This window comes from Streptomyces sp. NPDC020801 (assembly GCF_044334385.1).
Taxonomy (GTDB): Bacteria; Actinomycetota; Actinomycetes; order Streptomycetales; family Streptomycetaceae; genus Streptomyces.
This window is the reverse complement of sequence record NZ_JBIRST010000001.1, coordinates 84398-107817: the sequence shown is the minus strand read 5'-3', so window position 1 is coordinate 107817 and position 23420 is coordinate 84398. Positions and strand designations below refer to the sequence as shown.

The 23420-nt window shown below is 69.3% G+C and carries 21 protein-coding genes; 4 read left to right on the top strand and 17 right to left on the bottom strand.

What is annotated here, in order from left to right:
• Positions 1-86 precede the first annotated feature (86 nt).
• The 15 genes from nuoN to ACH4UM_RS00440 all read right to left on the bottom strand — a co-directional run bounded on the left by nuoN (position 87) and on the right by ACH4UM_RS00440 (position 16836).
• Positions 87-1736 (bottom strand): NADH-quinone oxidoreductase subunit NuoN, encoded by a 1650-nt coding sequence (gene nuoN / locus ACH4UM_RS00510; protein ID WP_398172027.1) that lies wholly within the window; start codon positions 1734-1736, stop codon positions 87-89.
• Positions 1733-3304: an NADH-quinone oxidoreductase subunit M gene (locus ACH4UM_RS00505; protein WP_398172025.1), complete on the bottom strand. Its 1572-nt coding sequence runs from the start codon at positions 3302-3304 to the stop codon at positions 1733-1735. Before ACH4UM_RS00505 ends, nuoN begins: the two co-directional genes overlap by 4 nt.
• Before the next feature lie 5 nt (positions 3305-3309).
• A complete protein-coding gene (gene nuoL / locus ACH4UM_RS00500; protein ID WP_398172023.1) occupies positions 3310-5256 on the bottom strand; it encodes an NADH-quinone oxidoreductase subunit L in 1947 nt (648 codons plus the stop codon).
• Between the two features lie 15 nt (positions 5257-5271).
• Complete coding sequence (gene nuoK, locus ACH4UM_RS00495; RefSeq protein ID WP_009190046.1) at positions 5272-5571, bottom strand: NADH-quinone oxidoreductase subunit NuoK; 300 nt, start codon at positions 5569-5571, stop codon at positions 5272-5274.
• The gene (locus ACH4UM_RS00490; protein WP_398172021.1) at positions 5568-6410 is read right to left on the bottom strand and encodes an NADH-quinone oxidoreductase subunit J; all 843 of its coding nucleotides are present in this window, start codon (positions 6408-6410) and stop codon (positions 5568-5570) included. The genes nuoK and ACH4UM_RS00490 overlap by 4 nt, the downstream gene beginning before the upstream one ends.
• Entirely contained in the window at positions 6407-7009 is a 603-nt protein-coding gene (gene nuoI, locus ACH4UM_RS00485) for an NADH-quinone oxidoreductase subunit NuoI (protein WP_398172019.1), read from the bottom strand. Before nuoI ends, ACH4UM_RS00490 begins: the two co-directional genes overlap by 4 nt.
• Positions 7002-8366 carry an NADH-quinone oxidoreductase subunit NuoH gene (gene nuoH, locus ACH4UM_RS00480; RefSeq protein WP_398172017.1) on the bottom strand — a complete coding sequence of 455 codons (1365 nt, stop codon included), beginning with the start codon at positions 8364-8366 and terminating at the stop codon, positions 7002-7004. Before nuoH ends, nuoI begins: the two co-directional genes overlap by 8 nt.
• Positions 8363-10867, bottom strand: coding sequence for an NADH-quinone oxidoreductase subunit G (locus ACH4UM_RS00475; RefSeq protein WP_398172015.1), 2505 nt, complete (start codon positions 10865-10867; stop codon positions 8363-8365). The genes nuoH and ACH4UM_RS00475 overlap by 4 nt, the downstream gene beginning before the upstream one ends.
• Entirely contained in the window at positions 10864-12213 is a 1350-nt protein-coding gene (gene nuoF / locus ACH4UM_RS00470) for an NADH-quinone oxidoreductase subunit NuoF (protein ID WP_398172013.1), read from the bottom strand. Before nuoF ends, ACH4UM_RS00475 begins: the two co-directional genes overlap by 4 nt.
• Positions 12210-13085 (bottom strand): NADH-quinone oxidoreductase subunit NuoE, encoded by an 876-nt coding sequence (gene nuoE, locus ACH4UM_RS00465; RefSeq protein ID WP_398172011.1) that lies wholly within the window; start codon positions 13083-13085, stop codon positions 12210-12212. The genes nuoF and nuoE overlap by 4 nt, the downstream gene beginning before the upstream one ends.
• Positions 13082-14431: an NADH-quinone oxidoreductase subunit D gene (locus ACH4UM_RS00460; protein ID WP_398172009.1), complete on the bottom strand. Its 1350-nt coding sequence runs from the start codon at positions 14429-14431 to the stop codon at positions 13082-13084. Before ACH4UM_RS00460 ends, nuoE begins: the two co-directional genes overlap by 4 nt.
• Entirely contained in the window at positions 14428-15207 is a 780-nt protein-coding gene (locus ACH4UM_RS00455; protein WP_398172007.1) for an NADH-quinone oxidoreductase subunit C, read from the bottom strand. Before ACH4UM_RS00455 ends, ACH4UM_RS00460 begins: the two co-directional genes overlap by 4 nt.
• Positions 15204-15758, bottom strand: coding sequence for a NuoB/complex I 20 kDa subunit family protein (locus ACH4UM_RS00450; RefSeq protein WP_384081422.1), 555 nt, complete (start codon positions 15756-15758; stop codon positions 15204-15206). Before ACH4UM_RS00450 ends, ACH4UM_RS00455 begins: the two co-directional genes overlap by 4 nt.
• A gap of 14 nt (positions 15759-15772) precedes the next feature.
• Positions 15773-16132 (bottom strand): NADH-quinone oxidoreductase subunit A, encoded by a 360-nt coding sequence (locus ACH4UM_RS00445; RefSeq protein WP_007383963.1) that lies wholly within the window; start codon positions 16130-16132, stop codon positions 15773-15775.
• A gap of 554 nt (positions 16133-16686) precedes the next feature.
• Positions 16687-16836 carry a hypothetical protein gene (locus ACH4UM_RS00440; RefSeq protein WP_398172005.1) on the bottom strand — a complete coding sequence of 50 codons (150 nt, stop codon included), beginning with the start codon at positions 16834-16836 and terminating at the stop codon, positions 16687-16689.
• 643 nt (positions 16837-17479) lie between these two features.
• Between ACH4UM_RS00440 and ACH4UM_RS00435 the strand changes: the two genes are divergently transcribed.
• A complete protein-coding gene (locus tag ACH4UM_RS00435; protein ID WP_398172003.1) occupies positions 17480-18295 on the top strand; it encodes a C40 family peptidase in 816 nt (271 codons plus the stop codon).
• A 310-nt stretch (positions 18296-18605) separates the two neighbouring features.
• On the opposite strand, the gene ACH4UM_RS00430 is transcribed toward ACH4UM_RS00435, so the two are convergent.
• A complete protein-coding gene (locus ACH4UM_RS00430) occupies positions 18606-19898 on the bottom strand; it encodes a geranylgeranyl reductase family protein (protein WP_398172001.1) in 1293 nt (430 codons plus the stop codon).
• 99 nt (positions 19899-19997) lie between these two features.
• On the opposite strand from ACH4UM_RS00430, the gene ACH4UM_RS00425 reads away from it, so the two are divergent.
• Positions 19998-20504: a GNAT family N-acetyltransferase gene (locus tag ACH4UM_RS00425; protein WP_398171999.1), complete on the top strand. Its 507-nt coding sequence runs from the start codon at positions 19998-20000 to the stop codon at positions 20502-20504.
• 139 nt (positions 20505-20643) lie between these two features.
• Complete coding sequence (locus ACH4UM_RS00420) at positions 20644-20952, top strand: PASTA domain-containing protein (protein WP_398173530.1); 309 nt, start codon at positions 20644-20646, stop codon at positions 20950-20952.
• A gap of 148 nt (positions 20953-21100) precedes the next feature.
• Here ACH4UM_RS00420 and ACH4UM_RS00415 read toward each other — a convergent pair whose 3' ends face one another.
• Positions 21101-21793: a demethylmenaquinone methyltransferase gene (locus ACH4UM_RS00415; protein ID WP_398171997.1), complete on the bottom strand. Its 693-nt coding sequence runs from the start codon at positions 21791-21793 to the stop codon at positions 21101-21103.
• A gap of 527 nt (positions 21794-22320) precedes the next feature.
• On the opposite strand from ACH4UM_RS00415, the gene ACH4UM_RS00410 reads away from it, so the two are divergent.
• On the top strand, positions 22321-23409 hold the full coding sequence (locus ACH4UM_RS00410; protein WP_398171995.1) for a hydrolase: 1089 nt from the start codon (positions 22321-22323) through the stop codon (positions 23407-23409).
• Positions 23410-23420: the final 11 nt, after the last annotated feature.

The following is a 23420-nucleotide window of genomic DNA, read 5'->3' as shown; positions in this document are numbered from 1 at the left end:
AGGCCGCCGGGCCGACGATCCGTACATACGACTGCCCGGCCCCCCGCTGACGGAGCTGCCGGGCAGTCGTACGGGACACAGGCGCCTCAGCGCACGAACACCCCGGCCTGGCCGGCGAGGTCCAGGAAGTACTGCGGGGCCACGCCCAGCACCACCGTGACCACCACGCCCACACCGATCGCCGTCATCGTCAGCGGCGACGGCACCGCGACCGTCGGGCCCTCCGGACGAGGCTCGCTGAAGAACATCAGCACGATCACCCGGATGTAGAAGAACGCCGCGATCGCCGACGAGATCACACCGATCACGACCAGCGGGGCCGCGCCGCCCTCCGCCGCCGCCTTGAACACGGCGAACTTCCCGGCGAAGCCCGAGGTCAGCGGGATGCCCGCGAAGGCCAGCAGGAACACCGCGAACACGGCCGCCACCAGCGGCGAACGCCTGCCGAGGCCGGCCCACTTGGACAGGTGCGTCGCCTCGCCGCCCGCGTCGCGCACCAGCGTCACCACGGCGAACGCGCCGATCGTCACGAAGGAGTACGCGGCCAGGTAGAAGAGAACGGACGACACACCGTCCTTCGAGGTCGCGATGACACCCGCGAGGATGAATCCCGCGTGCGCGATCGACGAGTAGGCCAGCAGGCGCTTGATGTCGGTCTGGGTGATCGCGACGATCGCGCCGCCCAGCATGGTGACGATCGCGACCGCCCACATCACCGGCCGCCAGTCCCAGCGCATCCCCGGCAGCACCACGTACAGCAGCCGCAGCAGCGCGCCGAAGGCCGCCACCTTGGTCGCCGCCGCCATGAACCCGGTGACCGGGGTCGGCGCGCCCTGGTAGACGTCCGGCGTCCACATGTGGAAAGGCACCGCGCCCACCTTGAACAGCAGACCCATCACGACCATCGCGACCCCGATGAGCAGCAGTGCGTCGTTGCCCATGGTGTTCGCGAGGGCCGGGTCCACGTTCGCCACGTTGCCGTCGACGACCTGTGCGATCGTCGCGTACGACACCGAGCCCGCGTAGCCGTACAGCAGCGCGATGCCGAACAGGGTGAACGCGGAGGCGAAGGCGCCCAGCAGGAAGTACTTGACCGCGGCCTCCTGCGACATCAGCCGCTTGCGGCGGGCCACGGCGCACAGCAGGTACAGCGGCAGCGAGAAGACCTCCAGCGCCACGAACAGCGTCAGCAGGTCGTTGGCCGAGGGGAACACCAGCATGCCGGCGACCGCGAACAGCAGCAGCGGGAAGACCTCGGTGGTGGTGAAGCCGGCCTTGACCGCGGCCTTCTCGCTGTCGCTGCCCGGCACGGACGCCGCCTGCGCGGCGAAGGAGTCGACCCGGTTGCCGTGCGCCTCCGGGTCCAGACGCCGCTCGGCGAAGGTGAACAGGCCGACCAGTCCGGCCAGCAGGATCGTGCCCTGCAGGAACAGTGACGGGCCGTCGACGGCAATGGCGCCCATGGCCGCGATGTGCGCCTTGGTGGTGCCGTACCCGTCCGCCGCGAGCCCGACGACCGCGGCGAAGGCGGCGGCGAGCGCGACGACGGAGACGAACACCTGCGCGTAGTAACGGGACCTGCGCGGGACGAACGCCTCGACGAGCACCCCGACGAGCGCCGCGCCCACGACGATCAGGGTGGGCGACAACTGCCCGTATTCGATCTTCGGCGCGTCGATCTTCGAGATCGGGTCGGCCGCGGTTGTCCACAGGCTGTGGACGGCTGCTGCGCTCACTTGGCCGCCTCCACCTCGGGCTTGGGGTCGGTCTGGTGTACGTCGGACATGGTCTGCTTGACCGCCGGATTGACGATGTCCGTGACGGGCTTCGGATAGACGCCCAGGAAGATCAACAGCACGATCAGCGGGGCCACCACCACCAGCTCGCGCACCCGCAGGTCCGGCATGGCGGAGACCTCCGGCTTCACCGGGCCGGTCATCGTCCGCTGGTACAGGACAAGGGTGTACAGCGCGGCGAGCACGATGCCGAAGGTGGCGATGATGCCGATCGCCGGGTGGCGCGTGAACGTGCCGACCAGGACCAGGAACTCGCTCACGAAGGGCGCGAGTCCCGGCAGGGACAGGGTTGCCAGGCCGCCGATCAGGAAAGTGCCGGCGAGCACCGGAGCGACCTTCTGCACACCGCCGTAGTCGGCGATGAGCCGCGAGCCGCGCCGGGAGATGAGGAACCCGGCGACCAGCATCAGCGCGGCCGTCGAGATGCCGTGGTTGACCATGTAGAGCGTCGCGCCGGACTGGCCCTGGCTGGTCATCGCGAAGATGCCCATGACGATGAAGCCGAAGTGCGAGATCGACGCGTAGGCCACCAGGCGCTTGATGTCCCGCTGGCCCACCGCCAGCAACGCCCCGTAGATGATGCTGATCAGAGCGAGGACCAGGATCACCGGTGTGGCCCACTTGCTGGCCTCCGGGAACAGCTGGAGGCAGAAGCGGAGCATCGCGAAGGTGCCCACCTTGTCGACGACCGCCGTGATGAGGACGGCGACCGGCGCGGTCGACTCCTGCATGGCGTTGGGCAGCCAGGTGTGCAGCGGCCACAGCGGCGCCTTCACCGCGAAGGCGAAGAAGAAGCCGAGGAACAGCCAGCGTTCGGTGCTGGTCGCCATGTGCAGGGAGCCGTTCGCACGGGCCTGCGCGATCTCGGTGAGCGAGAAGTTCCCGGCGACCACGTACAGCCCGATCACCGCGGCCAGCATGATCAGACCGCCGACCAGGTTGTAGAGCAGGAACTTCACCGCCGCGTACGACCGCTGTGTGGAGGCCGCCTCCTCTCCGTGCTCGTGGGCACGGTCCCCGAAGCCGCCGATGAGGAAGTACATCGGGATCAGCATGGCTTCGAAGAAGATGTAGAAGAGGAAGACGTCGGTGGCCTCGAAGGAGATGATCACCATCGCCTCGACGGCCAGGATCAGGGCGAAGAAGCCCTGCGTCGGCCGCCAGCGGCGGCTTCCGGTCTCCAGCGGGTCGGCGTCGTGCCAGCCCGCGAGGACGATGAACGGGATCAGCAGGGCGGTCAGCGCGATCAGGGCCACCGCGATGCCGTCCACGCCCAGTTCGTAGCGGACCCCGAAGGCCGCGATCCAGGAGTGGGACTCGGTGAGCTGGTAACGGGCGCCGCCGGGGTCGAAGCGGACCAGGACGGTGACGGCCAGCGCGAGCGTGGCGAGCGAGACGAACAGCGCGAGCCACTTGGCGGCGGTGCGCCGCGCGGCAGGCACGGCGGCCGTGGCGATGGCCCCGATGGCCGGGAGCACCGCCGTGGCTGTCAGCAGTGGAAAGGACATCGGTATCAGACCGCCCTCATCAGCAGGGTCGCGGCGACGAGGAGTGCCGCGCCGCCGAACATCGAGACCGCGTAGGAGCGCACGAAGCCGTTCTGCAGCCGGCGCAACCGCCCGGAGAGGCCTCCGACCGAGGCCGCCGTGCCGTTGACGACACCGTCGACCAGGGTGTGGTCGACGTACACCAGGGAGCGCGTCAGGTGCTCGCCGCCGCGGACCAGGACGACGTGGTTGAAGTCGTCCTGGAGCAGGTCGCGCCGGGCGGCCCGGGTGAGCAGCGACCCGCGCGGGGCCACGGCCGGGACCGGCTTGCGGCCGTACTGGGCCCAGGCGATGGCGACGCCGACGACCAGGCAGACCATGGTCGCGCCGGTGACGGTCAGGGCACTGACCGGGGAGTTGCCCTCGCTGTGCCCGGTGACCGGCTCCAGCCAGTGCAGGAAACGGTCGCCGATGCTGAAGAACGCGCCGCCGAAGACCGATCCGACGGCCAGCACGATCATGGGGATCGTCATGACCTTGGGCGACTCGTGCGGGTGCGGCTCGGCGTGCGCGCCGCCCACCTCGGCCGCCGGCTCCACACCGGGCTCGGCCGGGGACGGGGTCGGCCGGTTGCGCCAGCGCTCCTCGCCGAAGAACGTCATCAGCATCACGCGCGTCATGTAGTACGCCGTGATGGCCGCGCCCAGCAGGGCCGTGCCGCCGAGGATCCAGCCCTCGGTGCCGCCCTTGGCGAAGGCCGCCTCGATGATCTTGTCCTTGGAGAAGAAGCCGGACAGGCCCGGGAAGCCGATGATGGCCAGGTAGCCGAGGCCGAAGGTGACGAACGTGATCGGCATGTACTTGCGCAGGCCGCCGTAGCGGCGCATGTCGACCTCGTCGTTCATGCCGTGCATGACCGAGCCGGCGCCGAGGAAGAGCCCGGCCTTGAAGAAGCCGTGCGTCACCAGGTGCATGATCGCGAAGACGTAGCCGATGGGGCCCAGGCCCGCGGCCAGCACCATGTAGCCGATCTGCGACATGGTCGAGCCGGCCAGCGCCTTCTTGATGTCGTCCTTCGCGCAACCGACGATCGCACCGAACAGGAGCGTGACCGCACCGACCACGGTGACGACGAGCTGCGCGTCGGGTGCGGCGTTGAAGACCGCCGCGGAGCGGACGATCAGATACACGCCCGCGGTCACCATCGTCGCGGCGTGGATGAGGGCGGAGACCGGGGTCGGGCCCTCCATCGCGTCCCCGAGCCAGGACTGCAGCGGCACCTGGGCGGACTTGCCGCAGGCGGCCAGCAGCAGCATCAGGGCGATGACGGTGAGCCGGCCCTCGGAGGTGTCACCGGCGTGGCCGAACACCGGCCCGAAGGCGAAGGTGCCGAAGGTCGTGAACATCAGCATGATCGCGATCGACAGGCCCATGTCGCCGACCCGGTTGACCAGGAAGGCCTTCTTCGCCGCCGTCGCCGCGCTGGGCTTGTGCTGCCAGAACCCGATCAGCAGGTAGGAGGCGAGACCGACGCCCTCCCAGCCGACGTACAGCAGCAGGTAGTTGTCGGCGAGGACGAGCAGCAGCATCGCCGCGAGGAACAGGTTCAGATAGCCGAAGAAGCGGCGGCGCCGCTCGTCGTGCTCCATGTACCCGACCGAGTACAGGTGGATCAGCGACCCTACGCCGGTGATCAGCAGCACGAACGTCATCGACAGCTGGTCGAGGCGGAAGGTGACGTCCGCCTGGAAGCTCTGCACCGGGATCCAGGTGAACAGGTGCTGGATCAGGGTGCGGTCGTCGGCGCTCCTGCCGAGCAGGTCGGCGAAGAGGACCAGGCCGATCCCGAAGGAGACGGCGGCGAGCAGGGTGCCCAGCCAGTGGCCGACGGCGTCGAGCCGCCGGCCGCCGACCAGGAGGACGGCCGCTCCGAGCAGGGGCGCCGCGATCAGCAGCGCAATCAGGTTCTCCACGATTCTTCCGACCCCTTACAGCTTCATCAGGCTGGCGTCGTCGACCGAGGCCGAGTGGCGGGAACGGAACAGCGACACGATGATCGCGAGCCCGACCACGACCTCCGCTGCGGCGACCACCATCGTGAAGAAGGCGATGATCTGGCCGTCGAGGTTGCCGTGCATCCGGGAGAAGACGACGAACGCGAGGTTGCAGGCGTTGAGCATCAGCTCGATGCACATGAAGACCACGATGGCGTTGCGCCGGATCAGTACGCCGGTGGCGCCGATCGTGAACAACAACGCGGCGAGGTAGAGGTAGTTGACGGGATTCACTTCGACGCCTCCTCGGGCCGCTTGAAGGTCGCCGCCTCGATCGCGGTGCGCTCCAGCCGCTCCTCGGAGCGCTGCTCCAGGGCCTTGAGGTCGTTGAGCGCCTCGGCCGAGACGTCACGGATCTGGCCGCGCTCGCGCAGCGTCTTGCTGACCGTGAGCTCGGACGGGGTGCCGTCGGGCAGCAGGCCGGCGATGTCCACGGCGTTGTGCCGGGCGTAGACACCGGGCGCCGGCAGCGGCGGTACGTACGTGCCCTCGCGCACGCGCTGTTCGGCCATCTCGCGCTGGGTCCTGGCGCGCTCGGTGCGCTCGCGGTGGGTGAGCACCATCGCGCCCACGGCGGCCGTGATCAGCAGCGCGCCGGTGAGTTCGAAGGCGAAGACGTACTTGGTGAAGATGAGGGCTGCCAGGCCCTGCACATTGCCCTGGGCGTTCGCCTTGCCGATGCCGTTGAAGTCCTTGAGGGAGGCGTTGGCGATGCCGGCGGTCAGCAGGACGCCGAAGCCGACCCCGCACAGAAGGGCCAGCCAGCGCTGGCCCTTGATGGTTTCCTTCAGGGAGTCGGCGGCGGTCACGCCGACGAGCATCACCACGAACAGGAACAGCATCATGATCGCGCCGGTGTAGACGACGATCTGCACGACGCCCAGGAAGTAGGCGCCGTTGGCGAGGTAGAACACAGCCAGGACGATCATGGTGCCGGCGAGGCAGAGCGCGCTGTGCACGGCCCGCTTCATGAAGACGGTGCACAGGGCGCCGAGCACCGCGACCGTACCGAGGACCCAGAACTGGAAGGCCTCTCCGGTGGAGGTGGAGTAGGCGGCGAGCTGGAGGCTCATGCGTCCACCTCCTCGTCCTCGGGCTTCTCGCCCTTGGAGACGGCCACCTGGCGCTCCGTGCCGGGCGCGGCCTCCGTCACCAGACCCCGGTAGTAGTCCTGCTCGTCCGTCCCCGGGTAGATGGCGTGGGGGGTGTCGACCATGCCCTCGTCGAGGCCGGCCAGCAGCTGTTCCTTGGTGTAGATGAGGTTCGCGCGGCTGGAGTCGGCCAGTTCGAACTCGTTGGTCATGGTCAGCGCGCGCGTGGGGCACGCCTCGATGCACAGACCGCACAGGATGCATCGGGCGTAGTTGATCTGGTAGACCCGCCCGTACCGCTCGCCCGGCGAGTAGCGCTCCTCGTCGGTGTTGTCGGCGCCCTCCACATAGATGGCGTCGGCGGGGCAGGCCCAGGCGCACAGCTCGCAGCCGACGCACTTCTCCAGGCCGTCCGGATGGCGATTGAGCTGGTGCCGTCCGTGGAAGCGCGGAGCCGTGGTCTTCTTCTGCTCCGGGTACTGCTCGGTCAGCCGCTTCTTGAACATGGCCTTGAAGGTCACGCCGAAGCCGGCCACGGGGTTCAGGAAACCGGGCTTGGTCTCCTTGGGCTCCTCAGCCATCGGACGCCTCCTTTCCATCCAGAGATCCGTCACTGGCAGTATCCGACCCACCACTGACAATCAACTCCCGCTCGTGGCGCGAGCGGCGTCGCGGCACCGGTGGCAGCTCCTGCCCCGGCAGCGGCGGTACGGGGAATCCGCCGGCCATCGGATCGAAGCCGGCCGGCTGCTCGGCGGACCGCCCGGCCGGCTTCGCCCTGTCGCGGAACATGTCGGCCACGAAGGACAGGAGCAGCAGGGCCAGGACTCCGCCGCCGACGTAGAGGGCGATGTCGGCGAAGTCGTAGTTCTCGTTGCGCAGGGTCCGCACGGTCGCGACCAGCATCAGCCAGACCACGGAGACCGGGATGAGGACCTTCCAGCCGAGCTTCATCAGCTGGTCGTAGCGGACCCGCGGGAGTGTGCCGCGCAGCCAGATGAAGAAGAAGAGCAGCAGCTGGACCTTGATCACGAACCAGAGCAGCGGCCACCAGCCGTGGTTCGCGCCCTCCCAGAAGGTGCTGATCGGCCAGGGGGCCCGCCAGCCGCCCAGGAAGAGCGTGGTCGACACGGCCGAGACCGTCACCATGTTCACGTACTCGGCGAGCATGAACATCGCGAACTTGATCGACGAGTACTCGGTGTTGAAGCCGCCGACCAGGTCGCCCTCGGACTCCGGCATGTCGAAGGGGGCGCGGTTGGTCTCGCCGACCATGGTGACGACGTAGATGATGAAGGAGACCGGCAGCAGCAGGATGTACCAGCGGTCGTGCTGCTGCTGGACGATCGTCGACGTCGACATCGACCCCGAGTACAGGAACACGGAGGCGAACGCGGCGCCCATGGCGATCTCGTACGAGATCATCTGCGCGCAGGAGCGCAGACCGCCGAGCAGCGGGTAGGTGGAGCCGGAGCTCCAGCCCGCCAGCACGATCCCGTAGATGCCGACGGAGGCGATCGCGAGGATGTAGAGCATCGCGATCGGAAGGTCGGTCAGCTGCATCGCGGTGCGGTGGCCGAAGATCGAGATCTCGTCGTCCGCCGGGCCGAAGGGGATCACCGCGATCGCCATGAAGGCCGGGATGGCGGCGACGATCGGCGCGAGGACGTAGACCACCTTGTCCGCGCGCTTGACGACGACGTCCTCCTTGAGCATCAGCTTCACGCCGTCGGCCAGCGACTGGAGCATGCCCCAGGGGCCGTGCCGGTTGGGGCCGATGCGCAGCTGCATCCAGGCGACGACCTTGCGCTCCCAGACGATGGAGAACAGCACGGTCACCATCAGGAAGGCGAAGCAGAACACCGCCTTGACGACGACCAGCCACCAGGGGTCGGTGCCGAACATCGACAGGTTGTCAGCGGCGAGGTACGGGCTCATGCCTCCACCTCCTTGGGGGCCTCGGCCAAAAGCGCCGCCGGGCCGATACGGACGAGGGAGCCGGGCAGTGCCCCGGTGCCGGGGGTGACGCCCCCGCCGACGGAGTTCAGCGGGAGCCACACCACCCGGTCGGGCATCTCGGTGATCTCCAGAGGTAGTTCGACGGCCCCGGCCGGGCCGGTCACGGCGATCATGCCGCCGTCCTCGACGCCGGCCTCGGCGGCCGTGGCGGCCGACACACGCGCGCGTGCGGCGTGCCGGGTCCCGGCCAGCGCCTCGTCGCCCTCCTGGAGAAGACCGTGGTCGAGCAGCAGCCGGTGCCCGGCGAGCACGGCCTCGCCGGCGGCGGGCCGGGGCAGCACGCCCGAGCTCCCCACCGGATCGGTGGCGCGCGGCCCGGTCCAGGTGCCCAGCCGGTCCAGCTCGGCGTGCACGGTGCGCAGATCCGGCAGGCCAAGGTGTACGTCCATGGCATCGGCCAGCATCTGCAGCACGCGCCCGTCGGTGGGCGCCAGCCGGCGGGTCATCTGCTCGGGTTTGAGCGCGGCTTCGAAGAACCGCACCCGGCCCTCCCAGTTGAGGAAGGCGCCCGCCTTCTCGGCGACAGCCGCCACCGGGAGCACCACGTCGGCGTGCCCGGTGACCTCGCTGGGCCGCAGTTCGAGCGACACCACGAAGCCGACCTCGGACAGTGCCGCACGCGCGCGTGCCGGATCGGGCAGGTCGGCGACCTCCACACCGGCGACGACCAGCGCCTGCAGCTCGCCTCTCGCCGCGGCCTCGACGATCTGGCCGGTGTCCCGGCCGTAGCGGTGCGGGAGTTCGGCGACACCCCAGACGGCGGCGACCTCCTCCCGCGCGCGCGGGTCGGTCGCCGGACGTCCGCCCGGCAGCAGCGACGGCAGCGCGCCCGCCTCGATCGCGCCGCGCTCGCCCGCCCGGCGCGGGATCCACACCAGTTGGGCGCCGGTCGCGGTCGCGGCCCGCGCGGCGGCGGTGAGACCGCCGGCCACCGAGGCCAGCCGCTCGCCGACGACGATCACCGCACCCTCGCCGCGCAGCGCCTCGGCGGCCTTCGCGCCGTTCTCCTCCAGGCCCACGCCGCCCGCGAGCGCGTCCAGCCACTCGGTCTCGGTGCCGGGCGCGGCCGGCAGCAGCGTGCCGCCCGCCTTCTCAAGGCCCCGCGTGGCGTACGTGGCCAGCGAGAACACCTGCTGTCCGTGTCCCCGCCAGGCCTTGCGCAGCCGCAGGAAGACCCCGGGCGCCTCCTCCTCGGACTCGAATCCGACGAGCAGGACGGCGGGCGCCTTCTCCAGCGCCGTGTACGTGACGCCCGTACCGTCGACGTCCCGTCCGTGCCCGGCGATGCGGGCGGCCAGGAAGTCGGCCTCCTCACCGCTGTGCACGCGCGCGCGGAAGTCGATGTCGTTGGTGTCGAGCGCCACGCGCGCGAACTTGCTGTAGGCGTAGGCGTCCTCGACGGTGAGCCGGCCGCCGGTGAGGACACCGGTCCGGCCGCGCGAGGCGAGCAGCCCCTGGGCGGCGATCTCCAGCGCCTCCGGCCAGGACGCCGCTACGAGCTCGCCCTCGGGGTTGCGCACCAGCGGCGTGGTCAGCCGGTCCTTCAGCTGGGCGTACCGGAACGCGAACCGCCCCTTGTCGCAGATCCACTCCTCGTTGACCTCGGGGTCGTTGGCGGCGAGCCGCCGCATGACCTTGCCGCGGCGGTGGTCGGTGCGGGTGGCGCAGCCGCCCGAGCAGTGCTCGCAGACCGACGGCGACGACACGAGGTCGAAGGGACGGGAGCGGAAGCGGTACGCCGCCGAGGTGAGCGCGCCGACCGGGCAGATCTGGATGGTGTTGCCGGAGAAGTACGACTCGAAGGGGTCGCCCTCGCCGGTGCCGACCTGCTGCAGCGCGCCCCGCTCCAGCAGCTCGATCATCGGGTCGCCCGCGATCTGGTTGGAGAACCGGGTGCAGCGGGCGCACAGCACGCACCGCTCGCGGTCCAGCAGCACCTGTGTGGAGATCGGGACCGGCTTCTCGTACGTCCGCTTCTTGCCGTCGAAGCGGGACTCGGCGTTGCCGTGCGACATGGCCTGGTTCTGCAGCGGGCACTCGCCGCCCTTGTCGCAGACCGGGCAGTCCAGCGGGTGGTTGATGAGCAGCAGCTCCATCACGCCGTGCTGGGCCTTCTCGGCGACCGGCGAGGTCAGCTGGGTCTTCACCACCATTCCGTCGGTGCACGTGATCGTGCAGGACGCCATGGGCTTGCGCTGGCCCTCGACCTCGACGATGCACTGGCGGCAGGCGCCGGCCGGGTCGAGCAGCGGGTGGTCGCAGAACCGCGGGATCTCAATGCCGAGCTGTTCGGCGGCCCGGATGACCAGGGTGCCCTTGGGCACGCTGATCTCGACGCCGTCGATCGTCAGGCTCACGAGATCTTCCGGCGGGACCGCCGCCTCTCCCCCGCCGGAGGGAGCGTTGGTCGTCACGGTCATGCGTTCACCTCCGTGCGGTCGGCCCAGGCCGTGGACTTGGCCGGGTCGAAGGGGCAGCCCCGGCCCGTGATGTGCTGCTCGTACTCCTCGCGGAAGTACTTCAGGGAGGAGAAGATCGGGGAGGCGGAGCCGTCGCCGAGGGCGCAGAAGGACTTGCCGTTGACGTTGTCGGCGATGTCGTTCAGCTTGTCGAGGTCGGACATGACGCCCTTGCCGGCCTCGATGTCCCGCAGCAACTGCACCATCCAGTAAGTCCCTTCGCGGCACGGCGTGCACTTGCCGCAGGACTCGTGGGCGTAGAACTCGGTCCACCGGGTCACGGCCCGCACCACGCAGGTCGTCTCGTCGAAGCACTGCAGGGCCTTGGTGCCGAGCATGGAACCAGCGGCGGCCACCCCTTCGTAGTCGAGCGGGACGTCGAGGTGCTCGTCGGTGAACATCGGCGTCGAGGAGCCGCCGGGCGTCCAGAACTTCAGCCGGTGCCCGGGCCGCATGCCGCCGCTCATGTCGAGCAGTTGGCGCAGTGTGATGCCGAGCGGGCCCTCGTACTGGCCGGGGCTCGCGACGTGGCCACTGAGCGAGTAGAGCGTGAAGCCCGGCGACTTCTCGCTGCCCATCGACCTGAACCATTCCTTGCCGTTTTTCAGGATTGCGGGAACTGACGCGATCGACTCGACGTTATTCACCACAGTCGGGCACGCGTAGAGGCCCGCGACAGCAGGGAAGGGGGGACGGAGCCGCGGTTGACCACGGCGGCCTTCGAGCGAGTCCAGCAGCGCGGTCTCCTCACCGCAGATGTACGCGCCCGCGCCCGCGTGCACGGTGACTTCGAGGTCGAGTCCGCTGCCCAGGATGTTCTTGCCGAGGTAGCCCGCCGCGTAGGCCTCGCGCACGGCCGAGTGCAACCGCCGCAGCACGGGGACGACTTCACCACGCAGATAGATGAAGGCATGAGACGACCTGATGGCATAACAGGCGATGACAATGCCCTCGATGAGGCTATGCGGGTTCGCGAACAGGAGCGGGATGTCCTTGCAGGTTCCCGGCTCCGACTCGTCGGCGTTGACAACTAGATAGTGCGGTTTTCCATCACCCTGGGGAATGAACTGCCATTTCATTCCCGTCGGGAATCCCGCGCCGCCGCGCCCGCGCAGACCGGAGTCCTTGACGTACGCGATCACGTCGTCCGGCGACATGGCGAGTGCCTTGCGGAGTCCCTCGTACCCTTCGTGCCTTCGGTAGACGTCCAGCGTCCAGGACCCGTCCTCGTCCCAGAAGGCCGACAGCACGGGTGCGAGCAGCTTCTCGGGGCTGCTCTCGTCGATCTCGGGTGCCAAGGTCATCACTCCTCCCCCTCCTTCGCGACGGGTCCCGCCGGATGGGACCGGTCGGAGGCCGATGTGTCCTGGGGGGCGTCGTGGGAGCTCAGGTGCTCCGTGGGGGACGGCTCGTGCACGGCGGCGTCGCGCGCCTCGTCGTGCGGTCCGCCCTCCCGCGGATGGACCACGCGCGCGGGTGCGGTCTCTCCCTTGGCCAGGCGGAGGCCCACCAGCGAGGCGGGTCCCGCGCTGCCACCGGCCTCCGTGGCCCCCTCGCGCTCGTCCGGGAAGCCCGCCAGGATCCGGGCGGTCTCCTTGAACGTGCACAGGGGCGCACCACGGGTCGGCGTCACCGGGTGTCCCGCGCGGAGGTCGTCGACCAGGCGCCTGACGCTCGCCGGCGTCTGGTTGTCGAAGAACTCCCAGTTGACCATCACGACCGGCGCGAAGTCGCAGGCCGCGTTGCACTCGATGTGCTCCAGGGTGACCTTGCCGTCGTCGGTGGTCCCGCCGTTGCCGACGCCCAGGTGCTCCTGGAGGGACTCGAAGATCGCGTCGCCGCCCATCACCGCACACAGGGTGTTGGTGCAGACGCCCACCTGGTAGTCACCGCTCGGCCTGCGCCGGTACATGGTGTAGAAGGTGGCGACCGCGGTGACCTCGGCCGTGGTCAGGCCGAGCACGTCCGCGCAGAACCGCATCCCGGTGCGCGTGACATGCCCCTCCTCCGACTGCACCAGGTGCAGCAGTGGCAGCAGGGCGGACCGGGAGTCCGGGTAGCGGGCGATGATCTCGCGTGCGTCGGTCTCGAGCCGGGTGCGGACGTCGTCCGGGTAGTCGGGCGCGGGCAGTTCGGGCATGCCCAGGCCGACGCCCCGGTCCGAAGAAGAGGTGGTCACCGGTCGACGCCTCCCATCACGGGGTCGATGGACGCGACGGCGACGATGACGTCGGCGACCTGGCCGCCCTCGCACATCGCCGCCATGGCCTGCAGGTTGGTGAAGGACGGGTCGCGGAAGTGGACCCGGAAGGGGCGGGTGCCGCCGTCGGACACCGCGTGCACGCCGAGTTCGCCCTTGGGCGACTCGACCGCCGCGTACGCCTGTCCCGGCGGGACGCGGAAGCCCTCGGTGACCAGCTTGAAGTGGTGGATCAGGGCTTCCATGGAGGTGCCCATGATCTTCTTGATGTGGTCGAGGGAGTTGCCGAGCCCGTCCGGGCCCAGGGCGAGCTGGGCGGGCCAGGCGATCTTCTTGTCGGCGACCATGACCGGGCCGGGCTGCAGCCGGTCCAGACACTGCTCGACGATCCTGAGCGACTGGCGCATCTCCTCCAGGCGGATCAGGAAGCGGCCGTAGGAGTCGCAGGTGTCGGCGGTCGGGATGTCGAAGTCGTACGTCTCGTAGTCGCAGTACGGCTGCGCCTTGCGCAGGTCGTGCGGCAGGCCGGTGGAGCGCAGGATGGGACCGGTGGCCCCGAGGGCCATGCAGCCGGCCAGGTCCAGGTAGCCGATGCCCTGCATACGGGCCTTGAAGATGGGGTTCCCGGTGGCGAGCTTGTCGTACTCCGGGAGGTTCTTCTTCATCTTCTTCACGAACTCGCGGATCTGGTCCACCGCGCCGGGCGGCAGGTCCTGGGCGAGTCCGCCGGGCCGGATGTACGCGTGGTTCATCCGAAGGCCCGTGATGAGCTCGTAGATGTCGAGAATCATTTCACGATCACGGAATCCGTAGATCATGATCGTGGTGGCGCCGAGCTCCATACCGCCGGTGGCGATGCACACCAGGTGGGACGAGAGCCGGTTCAGCTCCATCAGGAGCACCCGGATGATCTTCGCGCGCTCGGTGATCTGGTCCTCGATGCCGAGGAGTTTCTCGACGGCGAGACAGTAGGCGGTCTCGTTGAAGAAGGACGTCAGGTAGTCCATGCGCGTCACGAACGTGGTGCCCTGCGTCCACGTGCGGAACTCGATGTTCTTCTCGATGCCGGTGTGCAGATAGCCGATGCCGCAGCGGGCCTCGGTGACGGTCTCGCCGTCGATCTCCAGGATCAGGCGGAGCACGCCGTGGGTGGACGGGTGCTGGGGACCCATGTTGACGACGATGCGCTCGTCGTCGGCGCGGGCCGCGGACTGGACGACCTCGTCCCAGTCGCCACCGGTGACCGTATATACGGTGCCCTCGGTGGTCTCGCGTGCCGAGGCGGCCGACGCGGCGGATTCGGCGGATGCTGACTGCGTGTTCACGAGTACGACCTCCGCTGGTCCGGAGCCGGGATCTGGGCGCCCTTGTACTCGACGGGGATGCCGCCGAGGGGATAGTCCTTGCGCTGCGGATGGCCCTGCCAGTCGTCCGGCATCATGATCCGGGTCAGGGCCGGGTGACCGTCGAAGACGATCCCGAAGAAGTCGTAGGTCTCGCGTTCGTGCCAGTCGTTCGTGGGATAGACGGAGACCAGCGACGGGACGCGCCGGTCGCTGTCCGGGGCGCTGACTTCGAGGCGGATCAGCCGGTTGTGGGTGATCGAGCGCAGGTGGTACACGGCGTGCAGCTCGCGGCCCTTGTCGTGCGGGTAGTGGACGCCGCTGACGCCGGTGCACAGTTCGAAGCGCAGGGCGGGGTCGTCGCGCAGGGTGCGGGCGACGCGGACCAGGTGCTCACGCTCGATGTGGAAGGTGAGCTCGCCGCGGTCGACGACCGTCTTCTCGATCGCGTTGCCGGGAAGGAGTCCCTGTTCCTCCAGCGCGCCCTCGAGTTCGTCGGCGACCTCGTCGAACCAGCCGCCGTAGGGCCGGCTCGCCGGTCCCGGGAGCCGGACCGAACGGACCAGGCCGCCGTAGCCGGAGGTGTCGCCGCCGTTGTTGGCGCCGAACATGCCGCGCTGGACGCGGATCTCCTCGCCGCCCTGGCCACGCTGACCGGGAAGGTTGTCGGCGGCGATGTCCTTCTCGGGGTTGACCCCGTTCGCGGACCCGTTCACGCCGTTCGCGCCCTTCGCGCTGTTGCCGTTCGCGTCGCTCACCGCAGCAGCCCCTTCATCTCGATCGTGGGCAGTGCCTTGAGCGCCGCCTCCTCCGCCTCGCGGGCCGCCTCCTCGGCGTTCACGCCGAGCTTGGTGGACTGGATCTTCTGGTGGAGCTTGAGGATCGCGTCCAGCAGCATCTCGGGCCGCGGCGGGCAGCCGGGAAGGTAGATGTCGACGGGGACGATGTGGTCGACGCCCTGGACGATCGCGTAGTTGTTGAACATGCCGCCGGAGGAGGCGCAGACACCCATGGAGATCACCCACTTGGGGTTGGGCATCTGGTCGTAGACCTGCCTCAGGACCGGCGCCATCTTCTGGCTGACCCGGCCGGCCACGATCATCAGGTCCGCCTGACGGGGCGAACCGCGGAAGACCTCCATGCCGAAGCGCGCCAGGTCGTAGCGGCCGGCGCCGGTGGTCATCATCTCGATCGCGCAGCAGGCGAGGCCGAAGGTGGCCGGGAAGACGGACGCCTTGCGCACCCAGCCCGCGGCCTGCTCGACGGTGGTCAGCAGGAAGCCGCTCGGCAGCTTTTCTTCGAGTCCCATGTCCTTAAGGCCCCTCAGTCCCATTCCAGGCCGCCGCGCCGCCACACGTACGCGTAGGCGACGAAGACGGTGAGCACGAAGAGCAGCATCTCCACGAGCCCGAAAACACCCAGGGCGTCGAAGGTGACGGCCCAGGGGTAGAGGAAGACGATCTCGATGTCGAAGACGATGAAGAGCATCGCCGTCAGGTAGTACTTGATGGGGAAGCGCCCGCCGCCGGCCGGCGTGGGGGTCGGCTCGATACCGCACTCGTATGCCTCGAGCTTGGCGCGGTTGTACCGCTTCGGTCCGATCAGCGTGGCCATGACCACGGAGAAGATCGCAAAGCCTGCCCCGAGGGCTCCCAGTACGAGGATGGGCGCATACGCGTTCACCGCTCCTCGCTCCTCTCAGTCGGCACTGACTGCTGGCGGTTGCGCTGGGCTCACAGCCGTCTCACCGGCCCCACGACCCCCACTCATCTCGCGAAGATCGGGAACATGTGAAGCAGGTCACAAGCCCAACTGCCTCGCATCTTATGCCCGACGCTCTGTGATCTGCGACACGGGGTATTCCAGAAGCTTTGTGATCTCCACCACCTGACGAACGATCATGAAGTCGGATGAGCAGTGATCTTCGCACGCGAAGCACCGAAGCGATCACGAGCGGTGACATTTGACCACGTCTTTGCTGGTGGGAGGGGGTGCGCAATATCAGATGCCAAGCGTCCGGTGCAAAGTGGCGTGAGGCGTCAACCCCTTGGTATAGGGCTGCTTTTCACACATCAGAGGGACGAGCGAACCCCGGAGTGGACGTGCTCGCGCCTTCACGAACAAGCACCCGCCCCCAGGCCCGGGACGGACGGACAGCGAAGACGGGGGTGCGCGATGAGGCCCGAACCGCCGGGCGAATCGTGAACCACACTGCGTATCCAATCAATCACGAACAGTCAGACCACGTCGGCCGCCTGTCGGATCACCCGATTCCGGGTGGACAGGGTCAAGCACACCGATCCGGGACACGCGTCCACCGACGCCGACGCCGACGCCGATGCCAGTGCCAGTGCCAGTGCTGCGCCGATGCCGATGCCGATGCGCATCGATGCCAGTGCCGGTGCCGCGCCGATACCGCTGCCGCGTCGACGCCCATGCCGATGCGCGTCGATGCCGACGCCACGCCAATACCCGCTGCCGCGTCGATGCCAATGCCGATGCCGATGCGTGTCGACGCCATGGGCGCCGTCACCGATGGGCGCCGACGCCGCACCACGACCGAGCCGGCGGACCAGCGGCCGGCAGAAGAGTGACCGGCGAGCACACGAGGGGGCACACACGGGCATGCCCAAACCGGGCGCACGCGTCATATCGGCCCACTCCACCCAGACACACCCTCATGCCGCGCTCCTGGAGCGGATTTTGACCGCCCTTCTTCGGTGGCGCGGCGTCTAGCGGATCCGTCGAAGGACGCGGACGCCATGGTGACCGTTCCGTGACCTCCGCCACATTCACGAGAGGGTCCTGAGAACCGGGCTTGGCCAACGGTCCCAACCAGTGGTAAGCGTGGGGCAATTCGGACGTAACAGCGAAAGAGCATGATCACAGGCATGATCACCTGCGTCCCTATTGTCCCTTATGGCGTCAATAAAGGGCGGCACGCCCGGTGTTCGGGCCCCCGATTGAGTAAATGTGGCGCAGCACACGTTTCTTGAAGATATGAAGGAGCCCCTGGTACCGGTTATTCCCATGTCCCACACCGCTCACATACGCAGCCACCGGAAGCCCCGCCGTAGCGCGTCGAAAATCGCGATGCGGGCCGGAGTTGCCGGTGGCGTCCTCGGCACCCTGGCAGTGGCCGGCGCGTCGGCCTCCTCGGCGAACGCGGCCGAGCCGGTGACGCAGACCCTCGAACTGCCCACCCTGACGGCCGACCTGGCCGCCCAGGTCGCCCAGTCCGCGGATGCCACCCAGCAGGCCGCCGCGAACTACCAGCTGCAGGCCGAGCGTGACGCGGCCGCCGCGAAGGCCGCAAAGCAGGCCAAGGCGGACCTGGCCGAGGCGAAGCAGAAGGCCGCGGCCGAGAAGAAGGCCGCCGAAGCCGCCGCCCGCAAGGCCGCCGCCGAGCGCGCCTCGCGCAGCACCGAGCGGACCACCCTCGCCGCCCCGGCGACCTCCTCCAGCACCTCCACGAGCACCTCCTCCGCGACGGGTTCGGCCGCGGCGGTCATCTCGTTCGTCAAGGCGCAGATCGGCAAGGCGTACGTCTCCGGCGCCACCGGCCCGTCCGCATACGACTGCTCCGGCCTGGTGCAGACCGCCTTCAAGCAGGTCGGCATCAGCCTGCCCCGCGTCTCGCAGGACCAGTCGACGGCCGGCACCCAGGTGTCGCTGTCCAACCTGCAGCCCGGCGACATCCTGTACTGGGGCAGCGCGGGCAGCGCGTACCACGTGGCGGTGTACGTCGGCGACGGCATGTTCGTCGGCGCGCAGAACCCCTCCACCGGCATCGTGGAGCGCCCCCTGTCGTACGACCCGCCGACCGGCGCGGTCCGGGTGCTCTGAGGCACCCACGCACAGCCGTACGGGGTGAAGGGCCGCAGCCGCTCGGGGGCTGCGGCCCTTCCGGCATTCCCGGTTCGCCCGATTCACCCCGGATGGCACGACTGATGGCACGACTGATGGCACGACTGATGACACGGCCGATGACGCGGCCGATGACACGACTGGTGCCACGACTGGTGCCACGACTGGTGCCACGACTGATGACACGCTGACACGACCGCTGACACGCTGACACGACCGCTGACACGCTGACACGACTGAGGCCGGCCCGTTCCCGAGCCGGCCTCGCCTCGTCACGTCCTGCGCGCGCTCACGCCTTCGGCGCCACCTTGCTCAGACCGTTGATGATGCGGTCCATCGCGTCGCCGCCCGTGGGGTCGGTGAGGTTGGCGAGCAGCTTGAGGGTGAACTTCATCAGCAGCGGGTGGGTCAGGCCGCGCTGGGTGGCGATCTGCATGACCTTGGGGTTGCCGATGAGCTTCACGAAGGCGCGGCCCAGCGTGTAGTAGCCGCCGTAGGTGTCCTTCAGGACGCGCGGGTAGCGCTGGAGGGCGAGTTCGCGCTGGGCGGGCGTGGCGCGCCCGTGGGCCTGGACGATGATGTCGGCGGCGAGCTGCCCGGACTCCATGGCGTAGGCGATGCCCTCGCCGTTGAAGGGGTTCACCAGGCCGCCCGCGTCGCCGACGAGCAGCAGCCCGCGCGTGTAGTGCGGCTGGCGGTTGAAGGCCATGGGCAGGGCCGCGCCCCGGATCGGGCCGGTCATGTTCTCCGGGGTGTAGCCCCAGTCCTCCGGCATGGAGGCGCACCAGGCCTTCAGCACCTCGCGCCAGTCCAGCTCCTTGAAGGAGTCGGAGGTGTTCAGGACTCCCAGGCCGACGTTGGACGTGCCGTCGCCCATGCCGAAGATCCAGCCGTAGCCGGGCAGCAGCCGGTCCTGCGGGCCGCGGCGGTCCCACAGCTCCAGCCAGGACTCCAGGTAGTCGTCCTCGTGCCGCGGGCTGGTGAAGTACGTGCGCACCGCGACGCCCATCGGGCGGTCCTCGCGGCGGTGCAGGCCCATCGCCAGGGACAGCCGGGTGGAGTTGCCGTCGGCGGCGACCACGAGCGGGGCGTGGAAGGTGACCTCGCGCTTCTCCTCACCCAGCTTGGCGGTGACGCCGGTGATGCGGCCGGTGCGGTCGTCCACGATCGGGCCGGAGACGTTGCAGCGCTCGAAGAGCCGCGCCCCCGCCTTCTGGGCCTGCCGGGCGAGCTGCTCGTCGAAGTCGTCGCGCTTGCGGACGAGTCCGTAGTCGGGGAAGGAGGCGAGGTCGGGCCAGTCCAGCTGGAGCCGGACGCCCCCGCCGACGATCCTCAGGCCCTTGTTGCGCAGCCAGCCGGCCTCCTCCGAGATGTCGACGCCCATGGCGACGAGCTGCTTGACTGCGCGTGGGGTGAGACCGTCGCCGCAGACCTTCTCGCGCGGGAACTCGGTCTTCTCCAGCAGGAGTACGTCGAGTCCGGCCCGGGCGAGGTGGTACGCGGTGGTGGACCCGGCCGGCCCTGCGCCCACGACGATCACATCGGCGGTGTTCTCGGAGAGGGGCTCAGTCACGACGGTCACGGCGGGATCTCCCCAAGTTCGGAATCTGCGTGCCGACCGGCACTGGACATGGGCAGTCTATGCAGCAGAATTGATCACCCGGCTGAAGGGCTGCCTCCCGTGAACCGAGCTCTCCCCGTCGTACGGCTGCGCGTCCCCACCGACGAGGACGCCGTCGCCTGGCACCGGATCTTCGACGACCCGGACGTCATGGAGTTCCAGGGCGGCAAGCCCGCCGAACTGTCCGTCTACGAGGAGCTCACCGCCCGCCAGCGCCGCCACGACGCCGAACGCGGATTCTGCCTCTGGACGATGCTCGACGATTCCGGCCGCGTCATAGGCTTCACCGGCGCCCAGCCGTGGGAGCGGGACTGGGGCCCCACGGGCGAGATCGAGATCGGCTGGCGGCTCGGCCGGGAGTACTGGGGCCGGGGATACGTCACGGCGGCGGCCCACATGACCCTGGAACGGCTGCGCGCGGCCGGGCTGACGAGCGTGGTGGCCATGGTCGACGCCCGCAACGCGCGGTCCATCGCGGTCACCGAGCGCCTCGGGATGCGTCTGACGGAGACCTTTGTGACGCCGACGTCCCAGCGGCAGGGGCACTGCTACCGGCTGGATCTGTGACCGCGACCGCCGCCGATTACTCAAGGTGATCGACTGTCACAGAAAGACACCTGGCGCTTCCGGGTGGCACCCCCGGCCGGTTACCCTTCCAGTACCGCTGGGGGTGACGTCTGTGTACATAACACCCAAGACACCCGAAGTGCGCGTGCCGCGCCTGGTCGGACTGATGGCCGTGGACGCGCGCGAGACCGCCCGGGCGCAGGGCCTGTTCATCAACGCTCCGGACCGCCCCGACTTCCACCTCACCGTGGTCGACTACGTCGTACGTCAGTACCCGCAGCCGGGGGCCGAGGTCCCCCGGGACTCGATGGTGTACGTGTGGTTCGACTTCGGCATGGGCGAGGGCGGCGGAGGCGTCCGCGAGCCGCGCATACCGCGACCACCGGCGGGTGGCCTGCAGCGCGAGCTGGACGAGCCGGGCGACCCGTACGCGGTCAGCCCGGCCTAGCAGCCGAGCCCTCCGCGACCGGCCGCGCGACGACCGGCCCCGCGCCACAGCCGACCCGCGTAACAGCCGGCACGCGTGACAGCCGGCACGCGTGACAGCCGGCACGCGTGACAGCCAACCCGCGTGACAGCCGGCCCGCGCGCAGCGGTCAGGCCTTGAAGCCCCGGTGCAGGGCCACGATCCCGCCGCTGAGGTTGCGCCAGGCCACCTTCGACCAGCCCGCCGTGCGCAGCCGCGCGGCCAGTCCGGGCTGGTCGGGCCAGGCACGGATGGACTCGGCGAGGTAGACGTAGGCGTCGGGGTTCGACGACACCGCGCGCGCCACGGGCGGCAGGGCGCGCATCAGGTACTCGCTGTAGACGGTGCGGAACGGTGCCCACGTCGGGTGGGAGAACTCGCAGATCACCACCCGGCCGCCGGGCCGGGTCACCCGGTACATCTCCCGCAGGGCCGCGTCCGTGTCGTGCACGTTGCGCAGCCCGAAGGAGATGGTCACGGCGTCGAAGGTGTCGTCCCTGAACGGCAGCCGCGTCGCGTCGCCGGCCGTGAACGGCAGCCAGGAGTGCCGCTGTTTGCCGACCCGGAGCATCCCGAGGGAGAAGTCGCAGGGGACGACGTAGGCGCCGGCGCGGGTGAAGGGCAGCGACGAGGTGGCCGTACCGGCGGCGAGGTCGAGGATCTTCTGCGCGGGGCGGGCGTCGACCGCTCTGGCGACCTCCTTGCGCCACCGCCGGTCCTGTCCCAGGGACAGCACGTCGTTGGTCAGGTCGTACCGTTCCGCCACGCCGTCGAACATCGAGGCGACTTCGTGCGGCTGCTTCTCCAGGGATGCGCGGGTCACGGGCCCATTGTGGCAGGCGGGGGTACGGCGTCACGGAAGCAGCCTCGGCTTCTTCCCGGCATGTCCTCCTCCCCCGCACCCGCACCCCATGCCCCCACCCGCACACCATGTCCTCCCCCACCCGCACAGCAGGACGCCGGATGCCTCGGTCCACGTGCGCGTGCGGCGGCGCCCGCGCCCGCCTCGGCGGTGCGGCTTTCGACGGCGGTCCCGGAATGCATTGCCGGAATATCAGGGAGGCTTTGCATGTCACTTTCTTTCAAATTCCGACGAGACCCCAGTGAGATGAGTCAAAACCTGTCACTCCGCCAAGAGAATCCAGGAAATCCTGCACGGCGGAGGCGGGGCGGAAAGTCCTCGATGACCCTTTCGTAGCGGCGGTTCGACCTGTTTGCACCCTCTTGTCCATGCGTTCGCCGTGCCGTTCCTGCCCCTTCCGAACCCAGCCCGGTGTGAAACATTTCTAGTCCGGAATCCCGCTTTGTTTCGAGCCCGAGACAGAGATCACGAGAGCTGGTGCACACGCAATGAGGAGTTCCCTGAAGCCGGCGGCCGGGCTCACCTGTCTGTTCGTCCTGGCCGTCACGGGGTGCTCCGCGGGTTCCGGCACCACCGCCGCCGACGCGGCCCCTTCGACACCCTCGGACCCCTCGACACCCTCGGACCCCTCGACACCCTCGGCCCCCGAGGAGCCCGCACAGAGCGGCACCGCGCCGGTCCGGGCGGCGGCTGCCTCCAGTACCTCGTACGCCCCGTACGTGAGCGCCACGACGGCGTCCGGGCACGACTCGGCGGGCTCCCCGACGACGTACAACCTCGCGTTCGTCATCTCCGACGGCAGTGGCTGCACACCGAAGTGGGACGGCGCCGACGCCATCGGCGACGCGGCCGTGAAATCCCGGATTTCGCAGCTGAAGACGTCGGGCGCCACCGTGCGCGTCTCCTTCGGCGGGGCCTCCGGCAAGGAGCTGGCGGCGACCTGCCCCAGCGCGTCCGCGCTGGCCGAGGCGTACGGCGAGGCGCTGGACGCGGCGGGCTCCGCCCAGGCCGACTTCGACATCGAGGGCGGCGAAGCGGCCGGCTCCACCTCCGTGGCCCGGCGCTCGCGGGCGATCGAGCTGCTGCAGAGGGAACGCCCCGGCCTGAAGGTCTCCTTCACCGTCCCCGTCATGCCCTCGGGCCTCGACTCCGGCAGCCTGGCGCTGCTGGGGTCCGCGAACAGGTACGACGTCCGGGTCTCCACCGTCAACCTCATGACCATGAACTACGGCGAGTCGTACACCGGCGACATGGGCGACTATGCCGTCACCGCCGCCGAGGCCGCCCACACCCAGCTGAAGAAGGTCTTCGGGCTGCCGGACGCGGCCGCCTGGCAGGGGATGGCGCTCACCTCGATGATCGGCCTCAACGACGTCGACGGCGAGACCCTCACGCTCTCGGACGCGACCCGGGTGCGCACGTTCGCCGAGCAGAGGAAGATCGCCTGGGTGTCGATGTGGTCCACCTTCCGCGACCGGCAGTGCGAGCGGGGCGAGTCCGCCCGGGACGAGGCGGCGGCGGACTGCAGCGGGGTGCGGCAGGAGCCGGGGGCGTTCGCGCGGGCCTTCGCGGGGTGAGCCGGCCGGCG